An 8,737-nucleotide genomic window follows, 5' to 3' on the forward strand; every position below is an offset into this window, starting at 1 on the left:
TGCGCTATCGCGGCTTGGCGAAGAATACCGCGCAGGTGCTGACGCTGTTCGCGCTGTCGAATCTGTGGCTGAAGCGAAAGCAGTTACTGCCTGCCGTGGGGAAGGTGTGCCTGTAGCAGGGGCAACACCGCGCACATGCGCCGGAAACGGCCAAAAACCGCAGGCCTGAGCGTCATTGGCGCGACCGATGCGGCTTACCTCATCCTCCGATGGCGTTGTTCAGACCTTCCCTAAATGTCGACAGCTCAGAAAATCGAAGGACATGCTCATTCGAATAAGTTGCGTCAAAGCTGCATTCAGCATAAACACCGATTCCACAACTCGCAGCCAGATAGCGCAGCCCCTTGCGTCCACCGAGATCAAAATGATAAGACCGGCCGTTCTCGTCCTCCACGATCTGCGGCGTCATTCGCAACGCCTGAGACGCGCTTGCGCTCTCCCAGTCCAGAACCTCTGCACAGAGTGACGGGCCGGAGGGCTTATCCATCCCAAATTGAGCGAATCTCCAGGTGCAACCCGTTGTAACGAGCAACCAGAACACGACGTAGATCAGCGAATTTTGCACAGACACCTCTCAGCCTTCGTCGCACCCAGTGACAGCCGGTACCGACGGCATGGAATTTCTCAGAGCACCATTGACGGTCCGGCCTGGGTAACGGCTTGCTGCGACTGCTCCAGCGCCTGCTGCTGTTCACGCGCCTGGGCCTGAGTCTGGTTAATTGCCTGCAGGCGATCGAACGACTGGTTCTCTGGTGCCTGCACGGCGTCCACCGTCGGCATCTGTGCGCGCTGGTGTGCCGGGTCGTTGAGTGCGCCCTGGACGACAAAGACCTTCTCGCCGCCGGCCAGCTGACCTGTGGGGTTGTTGAGCACTACATGATCCACCCGCGACAAGCCTTCCTCTTTGGCCAGCGCAAGCAGGCTGGCAGTCATGCGCTGGCTTGCCCCGTCCCACTCTTTGCCGTGCTGGGCATCGAGCTGCATCACACCACTTTTGATCTGCTGGTACAGCGTGTGGTCCGCATGGCCTGGCTGTGAGGGCAACAACGGGGTCTTCGGTGATGCCGGATGTGATTCGGGTCCAAGTCCACCCTGCTTCACATCAGAAGTAGTGATGTCGCCAACGGCTCCGGGCTCCGGCCGCCCCTGTTTAAGCTTCCAGGGGACGATGTGTTTGTCGTAGTAATCGCCATAATATTGTTCGTAGGTCTTACTTGGAGCGACCGAAGGTTGTTCCGTCTTGAAGACTTGGGCAATCTGGTTCAATGCAGCATCGCGTGTGATGCGACCTGCCATTTGCTGATCTGCAATTGCCTCGTACTGCTGCGGCCTCGTGCCGCTTCCAGAAATACCGATATCCGGCCCCTGATGATTCAGAATCTCACGTCGGACTAGCGCGTTACTGAGCGTTGCAGCTGCTTCGCTGCGCAGCATGTTGTTCACATAAGCTTGCTTGGAAGAATAATCTTTAGGCTCAGCGAAACCATGGTGTCCAATCTCATGCGATAGTGATCTGGCGACCCGTTCGCCTTTGCCAGCTGCGTCCTGGTCAATCACCACTTTTTTACCTGGATCCAGGTAAGTACCTCCACCTGCGCTGCCCCAATCAACGCCTATGCCATCGCGTTTGAACTGAGAAAGGCCTGCTTGGAGTGTAGGCGAAGAGCTAATTAGAGGCGCCAATGCTGGATCCTTCAGCGGAGAAGCCGGCAGCGCGCCACTGGATGGTGCACCTACCTGTTTCGGCTGTGGAAATTTTTGTTCTTCATTACTTTCCATCACGCATTTCCCTTGCTTTATTCATCAAACTTTATCTCAAAGTTTGCTGATCGAGATATAACTTAGGTGTGACTGGTCTTCCGTCAGACCAAAGATGACCTTAGTGCCTTTAACTGTCATCTCCCAATAGGCCCTGGAATCTCGCGCATCTGGACGAGGTGGGTAAGGAACAGCGTCTACCCAGGGAGACTCCTTGAAACCCGGACCAGGTGGCGAGAAATCGATAACCAACTTCCCACGCGATAGATCATCTGTTGCACTAATGAACTCAACATGCTGCACCTTTTCACCTGCCAGCACGCCTTGCTCGCTTACCCGAAGCTCTCTTTCTCCGTCTAAGTGCCGTGGTCCAAATTGAGCTTGGAGCTGAGTACTGACGGCGGCGACATCCTGGAAGTCTGTTGCGATCAAACGATCGACGTCTTGTTTAAGGCGCTCCGTCACGTCTTTGCTCCTGGTTTCAGCGGAGGGCTTTGCAGCCGCTATGGCTAACTGATCGCGTGGAGTGCTCGGGGCACATCCCGCATGAAGGGTGCATAGTGCCAGCAGCGCACTCGCTAACAACGTTGCCCGAGGTGAGTCACTACGTCCGTTGTTGCCTTGCCTGCCAAGGGATTCCCCAAGGTAAAGGGCCATCTCTCTGGTCCTGCGCTAAGAGTGTCGCTGAAATCTAACACGTCAATGATCTTGGATCAGGCATAGGCAGCAATCACCGCAAGTCGTTCTTGGACCGCACGATTGACGAACCGCGCATCGACTGAACATGAATGCGGCAGGCGGCTCTAAGCGACACGCGATAGGTCACTTTGCCGGCGTTCCCACCGGAGGCAACACCTCCATCAGCAGCTGCCCCGCGCTCGCGGTGATGCGCAGCTTGGTGCCGATGGCGAAGCCCAGTTGTTCCAGCCATAGGCCGCTGAGGCGGACGTGGGGCACGTGCTGGTCGCCGGCGTGGTCGTGGGCGCCGGGGTAATGGGTGTAGCTGACGGTGCATTGGCGCGGGCGGCGGGCGCGGCGGGGTGCGCGTAGCGTGCCGGGGCCTTGCTGGGAGGCGTCCGGGTCGGGCGGCAGCATCGGTGGCAGCTTGGTGCGGTCGGGTTCCACAACAACCCACTGCACCCGCTTGGGCGGCGTGGGGCGCGTACGCGTGCGGGTGGGCCGTGCGCTGGCAGTTGCCGTGGGTGGGCGGCGGCGTGTCATGGCGCCTCCGGGTGGTGGCGGGTGATGGATGCAGCGACGCACTGCTGCAATGGCACAGCCCTGCGTGCCGACAGGCGGCGCAAGGGGTGCGGCAACACAGCGGGCTGGCAACTCAGCGGGTGCGCAGGATTGTCGCTCACCTGCTCAACAGTCGCGCGTGCGACGAGCCGGCGCAGCACCTCACGCACATCCCACCGCAGGCGGTGAGCGAAGGTTGGCAACAGATCAACCGGCACAGATGCCGGCGTGGATGGTGCGGTAGACATGGCAACGCCCTCCTGGAACGACCCAAGAACCGCCGCCAACGGCGACGGGATGTCGGGAGGTTCGAAACCGCACACAGCCGGCGGGCGTATTCCCCTTGCGGGTGTTGTATTAGCCGCCCTCCCGACGCAGGCATTGCGTCGGCTTGTACCTGCAGGATGCAGGCACAAAAAACCCACCGGTTTGACGGAGGTGGGCACCGCTGTGTGAGGAGTTTCGACGCTCCTTGACTTGGAGATTGCAGCGCACGGATCGCGATGTCAACTGTCGCCATCTGTTCTTAAAAGGCAGATCCAAAAAGCACGGATGCACAGCCCGTGTGCTCAGATATTTAAGATCACAGACCTGGCACGCACCGGGCGCACTAGAAAATTTTTCGTGCTGTCCCAACGTTTCCACCTGGTCGTATAGATCAGACACCTCTAATCTTGCCGTATCACTCAACGATGGCAGGCGTCATGGAAAGTAGCGGCGTAGCACCGGTCGTGCCTTTGACTTTCAAGGCATTAGAAGAGCGCCTCAGCGCGCTACCGGAGTTTCCAGCAGATACCGCCAGCCCAAGCCGCCTCGTGCGCGGCGCAGGCATCGTCATGGCGTTGGCAATCGCTTCGACGCTGATTGCATCATTCCTCAGCTTCACGAGTGTTCCGCCTCAGTTGCTAGTAAAGGTAGCAACCGCCGGCCTCCGGGTTGCATTAGTAGCATTGGGCGTCCTGATGCTGCTCGGCATTTACGGGATCGCGAGTGATCTGCGTCGATGGACATTAGATCAAGCAATGCGCACTGATCATCAGCTAGAGCAATTTATGCAGGAGGTGACCTGGCTGCAAGGGTATCTGGCAGCAACCTTGCAAGTCATGCTGGATCACGCTCGCTACAGCCATACACGCCGTGCGGCCGCATTGCGCTACTGGCTGGAAGCATCGACAAGCTAGGCCTTCTGCCGGTTGCGGCGTCGCTCTTTCTGGTTCTGCGCGCTGGTGGCAATCCTCTGGCGATGTCTCCATTGACAGCAATAGTGGGGATTTTTCTGCTGTTCTTCTGGATGATCTGCTGGGTTGCCACATCGGCTAGGGGTAAGCTGCAGACCTATGAGTACTTGCTCGACATGGCGCTAAAGGGCAAAGAGAAAGACGTAATAGCAGCTGACGCATAAGATTGGGGCCAGGCTAAGTCAGGTCAGGTCAGCCTGCCACTGTAACTTCATAGCTCCGCTATCTCTTGGGGCGCATACTTGCAACCGAACTACGCATGGATGACCATCTGTGTGATTGCGTTGGAGCTGTCAAGTCATGCGAACGAATCCTCACGCCAACCTTAGCTCTTTAGCATTGCTAGCAGCTGCTAGTCTCTTCTTCATATCAGGGTGCTCTGCCATGCAGCAAGACTCACGGCCCAGCTTTAATACTCAGCAGTCTGCCGCCAAGGCGAGGCAAGAGCTTCAGGCCGCTAATCCTATCGGGTCACCGCTTACGACTGCGCAGAAGAACCTTGAGGATCTTGGATTTCGCTGCCAAGCGCTAAACTCTCCTGGCGCAGGTTACAAAGCGTCAATGATGTGCACGCTTTCCCCTGTCGTGAAAGAGGCGCAGCCATCGGTGACAGCGCCAGCTGTGCCGGTTACCTGGATGGTGGGCTTTCACTCTGCTGACGGAATCTACTTGAGCAAACTGGTAGTGAATCGAGCTCCGCAGGATATTGGAGAATAAGTCATGGATGAGCAGAAGAAGGCAACAATTTGGGTGGGGGCAAGCGAGGTTGCTGGTGACCGTCGCCATTTTTACCTGCTCTTTCAGAACTCTGATGGCAGCCAGACTGTAGTACGCGGGGGACCAGACACCAGGGCCGAAGGGAATGACCTGGCGAACTTTGCCGAGAGCACAGTTCTTGGCTCGGAGAAGTTTGGGCACATTCGAGTTGAAGCAGCCCCTTACATTGCCCCTTATGAAATTGGGTACCGGCTCAAACAAGACGGCAACTACGAGCCAGTGCCTTTGAACCAGTTGGATCCTTCCGAGCCGGCTCTTGCGAGGGATGCCAAGGGCAATATCGTGAAAGCGACAGTCACCGCACCAGACTGGCCCGCACCGGGCGAGCGCCACGAGCGCATCGTTGCCTGGAGCGGTTCTGACCAGGAGTTGTCCACAAAACTTGAGTCTGCCCTGAAGGCCGGGGATCAGATCAATCAGGCACAACTGGAATATTCTCCGCTGTACAACAACAGCAACGGTGTTGTCAGCAACTTGCTGAAGGCCAGCGGCGTTCAACCTGTTCTGCCGAAGAACGCACAAGGTGAGACAGTCAACGCCCCGGATTTTGGAGAGGACCTTTATCAAGACGTCGGCGCGGCATCGGTACGCAGCGGATATAGGTTTAACGGCAAGCAGTGGTTCGATGCGGACGATCGTAGAATCGTGCCACCTACAAGTGGGCAGCCATTGGTACCTCAGGACCCGGCCGCGCCGTCGCGTGGATCATCGGATGGTTTCAACCTCAGCGCGCAGACTCCATCGCCTAGCGATCCCATGTTTGCTCAAATCCAGTATGGCGTACATCGGATCGATCATTCGCTGAATCGTGTTCCCGATGCGGCAAGTGACCGTATGACCTGGAGCCTGTATGCCCTTGCCAAAGAGCAGGGTCTAGAACGTGTAGACAACGTGGTGCTTGGCCAAGCAGGTACCCGGGCGGCCACCGGCGAGTACGTTTTTCTGGTCCAGGGAGATCCCTCCACCTCCGTATACCACCGTGAGCAAATGCGCACGGCAGATGCAGTGGAGAGTTCGGTTGAGCAAAGCCAAGCGCGCGTGCAGTCTGCCGAACAGACGCGTGCGCTTGCGATGACTGCTGAAGCTCAGGAGCAGAGTCAAAAGCAGGATGCACCAAGGCTGCAAGTCTGATTACCCTGGTCATAGCAGCCTTTCGACCAGCCTAGCAGAGACAACACGTAAGTATTCAGACACTTTGCAGGTAGCTCGCTTCCGGCGTTTGAGGTTAGCTTTTGGCTTGCCGAGATGGCAGGTGCTAACGTTTCTAGACGGATCCCAAACCTTGGCATGAACTTAGATATGAAAATTAGGCTCATCTTTGGGACAGCATTACTTTCGCTATCAATCTCGACTGCTTCTGCAGAAGTAAGTATGCGCTCTGATTACAGGAAGAGTGATGTGCAGCCTGTCAAAGTTGCAAAGGTGGGAACCACCTCGCTCCAAATCACCTATCACATGCCGGCGGAAAGCCAATTTTATTCTCCCGGCGTTGATTTTTTAAGTGACCGCGGCGTCTTGCGCATTGCCATCCGCAGATGTGACATAAGTGCTAGGTGCGATGCAATAGCGAAAGCTGCCATACCACCAGCCGAGCCTTGGATGCCGAAAGTCACTGTTCCCTATGCGGGCGAAGAGGTCCTGCTGGTTTACATGGATACAGAAGAAAAATTTGCACTTTAGTTTTAAAGTCTGTCCTAGCGGGCCAGGTCAACCTGACCGCGTTAGTCTTAGCAATAAAATGCGTAACCGCAACATTCAGTCGGTCATGCGCCTACCTATCTCACTATTCACTCAAGCCGCCAGCGTTTTTCTGCACGGCCCAATGGGAGCGTTCACTCCATGGAAATCCTCTACTCGGGTACGGACAAGATACTTTGCGACTCGCTCACTTTGATGCTCACTGAATCTCGAATCGAGTACGAGACTAGCAGGCGCTTTTACAGAGTGCAGATAAATGATGGCGATGAAGTGCATCAGGTTTTGGTTCAGAGCAATGATTGGGACAGTGCAGCCCGACAGCTCTACATGCTTACCAGGAGGACGCAACACAAAGAGGCACCCGCGTCAGTGAATCCTGGATCACGTCCCCAGTACGCCGCAGTGCTAATGATTGCTCTTGGAATCTCTGCCGGCCTTGCCGCTACAAAGCTACTCCATAGCGCTCCCAATCCTTGCCTATTCTTACCGCAGCCCCATGCTCCCACCGGATAGACGACTGGTGGACATGTCGTCGACGCCGGCAACGCAGCGATCAAGGTATCGGGAGCTAACGGACGCTAACGGGTTCAGGTTCACTTCCTAGCCAAATTTCAGGCTACGGCCTCAGCTTTCGGGAGGGTTTCCTCGCTATCAGCACCAACGCCTGGCTGCGAGTCTTGTACCGTGGCCAGACTTCCGCGTATTGACGTTCCCGGCATCCCGCAGCACATCGTGCAGCGCGGGAACAACCGCTTGCCGTGCTTTCTGGATGATGGCGACCGATTGCGCTACCTGCACTTGCTGCATGAAGCCCTGCACGCCACAGGCTGCCAGCTGCACGCTTACGTCTTGATGGACAACCATGTGCACTTGCTAGTCACGCCACCTGCAGCGGGACGAATCGGGCAACTGATGCAACGCCTTGGGCGAAACTACGTCGCATTGTTCAATGGCCGCCACAGGCGCACGGGTACACTATGGGAAGGCCGGTACAAAGCGTGTCTTGTGGACAGTGCGGACTACGTCCTTCGCTGCTATCGCTACATTGAGCTCAATCCGGTGCGTGCTCGCCTGACCGACAACCCGGCAGCGTATCGTTGGTCCAGCTGCCCAGCCAATCTAGCCCAGCGCAAGCACTCCGCACTGACACCACATCCCTGTTGGCTTGCGCTTGGCAGCGACCCGATCGAGCGATCCAACGCCTACCGTGCTCTGCTCGATGAAACCCTCTCCGACGAACTGCTTACCAGCATTCGTCTTCATCTACAGCAGCAGCGAGCCCTGGGCTACGACGCCTTCCGCGCAATGGTCGAAGTCAAGACCAACCGCTTTGCAGGCGTCAGGCCCGCTCATCGCCCGCGCAAACCGAACACCGCCGACTGAGTCGTTAACCTGATCCGTTATTACGCCAGCACATCGACCGAGAAGGTTGCGAAACGACAGAACACCACCAAATAAAGGAATTAGCCCCCGTTAGTTCACGCCATGCCGCGCTGTTGCTGATGCTGGCGTTCGTGCTCCACGGCCGCACTCTGAGATTGCTGGACCTGTGCTTCACCAATTTCCCGTAGACGAGCTGCATGCTGCTCCACTGGTGTATTCAGCACCTCATGCATGCTTCCATGCGCTCGAAGATGTGCGGGGTTGTTCAAGTCACCTTGGACTACAAAAAATCGCTCACCTCGTGCTGCCGAGCTGGTCGCATCGCCCAGCAAAATATGATCCACGCGCTGCAGGTTGTGATTTGCCGCCACTACTGCACCGCCGTAGGCCAGCCGCTCACTATTGCCGTCGTACTTCCTCCCGAGCCCTTCTTCCAAGCTGCGAACCGCTTCCTCAGCGCTCTTATGCATGGATTCGTACCAATCAGAGGCTTTCTCACGCAGGTTCTGCGGCTTAAGGAAGGTCTGAACAACTCCATCTGATACTGCCACAATGGATCAACGAACCGAGCGGACGATCTCGATGCAGCTGAGCTTTGGCGACGCGGAGTACAACGGCAAGCGCAAGCAGACACGGCGCGAGGT

9 protein-coding genes and 1 pseudogene are annotated in these 8,737 nt (G+C 56.8%); 5 read left to right on the plus strand and 5 right to left on the minus strand.

Annotation, left to right across the window (positions count from 1 at the left end; all coding sequences use genetic code 11):
* A pseudogene (locus tag A7D17_RS23740) lies at positions 1 to 116 on the plus strand (IS5/IS1182 family transposase); the annotation flags it as partial.
* Positions 117 to 199: 83 nt separating this feature from the next.
* Here the strand turns inward: A7D17_RS23740 and A7D17_RS23280 are convergent.
* The 4 genes from A7D17_RS23280 to A7D17_RS17975 all read right to left on the minus strand — a co-directional run bounded on the left by A7D17_RS23280 (position 200) and on the right by A7D17_RS17975 (position 2,979).
* The gene (locus tag A7D17_RS23280; protein ID WP_193395362.1) at positions 200 to 571 is read right to left on the minus strand and encodes a hypothetical protein; all 372 of its coding nucleotides are present in this window, start codon (positions 569 to 571) and stop codon (positions 200 to 202) included.
* A gap of 53 nt (positions 572 to 624) precedes the next feature.
* Positions 625 to 1,779, minus strand: coding sequence for an XVIPCD domain-containing protein (locus tag A7D17_RS17970; protein ID WP_239692243.1), 1,155 nt, complete (start codon positions 1,777 to 1,779; stop codon positions 625 to 627).
* 36 nt (positions 1,780 to 1,815) lie between these two features.
* A complete protein-coding gene (locus A7D17_RS23285; protein WP_082862133.1) occupies positions 1,816 to 2,223 on the minus strand; it encodes a hypothetical protein in 408 nt (135 codons plus the stop codon).
* 357 nt (positions 2,224 to 2,580) lie between these two features.
* A complete protein-coding gene (locus A7D17_RS17975; protein ID WP_064510356.1) occupies positions 2,581 to 2,979 on the minus strand; it encodes a SymE family type I addiction module toxin in 399 nt (132 codons plus the stop codon).
* A gap of 722 nt (positions 2,980 to 3,701) precedes the next feature.
* Here A7D17_RS17975 and A7D17_RS17980 point away from each other — a divergent pair.
* The 4 genes from A7D17_RS17980 (at position 3,702) to A7D17_RS23320 (ending at position 8,093) form a co-directional block, all read left to right on the plus strand.
* A complete protein-coding gene (locus tag A7D17_RS17980) occupies positions 3,702 to 4,178 on the plus strand; it encodes a hypothetical protein (protein WP_239692244.1) in 477 nt (158 codons plus the stop codon).
* Positions 4,179 to 4,955: 777 nt separating this feature from the next.
* Positions 4,956 to 6,143 (plus strand): XVIPCD domain-containing protein, encoded by a 1,188-nt coding sequence (locus tag A7D17_RS23305; RefSeq protein WP_082862136.1) that lies wholly within the window; start codon positions 4,956 to 4,958, stop codon positions 6,141 to 6,143.
* Between the two features lie 156 nt (positions 6,144 to 6,299).
* A complete protein-coding gene (locus A7D17_RS23310) occupies positions 6,300 to 6,692 on the plus strand; it encodes a hypothetical protein (RefSeq protein WP_239692245.1) in 393 nt (130 codons plus the stop codon).
* Between the two features lie 702 nt (positions 6,693 to 7,394).
* On the plus strand, positions 7,395 to 8,093 hold the full coding sequence (locus A7D17_RS23320; protein ID WP_082862139.1) for a transposase: 699 nt from the start codon (positions 7,395 to 7,397) through the stop codon (positions 8,091 to 8,093).
* Between the two features lie 95 nt (positions 8,094 to 8,188).
* On the opposite strand, the gene A7D17_RS24260 is transcribed toward A7D17_RS23320, so the two are convergent.
* On the minus strand, positions 8,189 to 8,644 hold the full coding sequence (locus A7D17_RS24260; RefSeq protein ID WP_153041991.1) for an XVIPCD domain-containing protein: 456 nt from the start codon (positions 8,642 to 8,644) through the stop codon (positions 8,189 to 8,191).
* Positions 8,645 to 8,737 lie beyond the last annotated feature (93 nt).

Source organism: Xanthomonas floridensis (genome assembly GCF_001642575.1).
Lineage (GTDB): Bacteria > Pseudomonadota > Gammaproteobacteria > Xanthomonadales > Xanthomonadaceae > Xanthomonas > Xanthomonas floridensis.

Bases quoted from the DNA above. Each gene is read 5' to 3' on its own strand.
- A7D17_RS23305 (WP_082862136.1), top strand. From the start codon at position 4,956: ATGGATGAGCAGAAGAAGGCAACAATTTGGGTGGGGGCAAGCGAGGTT.
- A7D17_RS23310 (WP_239692245.1), top strand. From the start codon at position 6,300: ATGAACTTAGATATGAAAATTAGGCTCATCTTTGGGACAGCATTACTT.
- A7D17_RS17980 (WP_239692244.1), top strand. From the start codon at position 3,702: ATGGAAAGTAGCGGCGTAGCACCGGTCGTGCCTTTGACTTTCAAGGCA.
- A7D17_RS17970 (WP_239692243.1), bottom strand. From the start codon at position 1,779: ATGGAAAGTAATGAAGAACAAAAATTTCCACAGCCGAAACAGGTAGGT.
- A7D17_RS17975 (WP_064510356.1), bottom strand. From the start codon at position 2,979: ATGACACGCCGCCGCCCACCCACGGCAACTGCCAGCGCACGGCCCACC.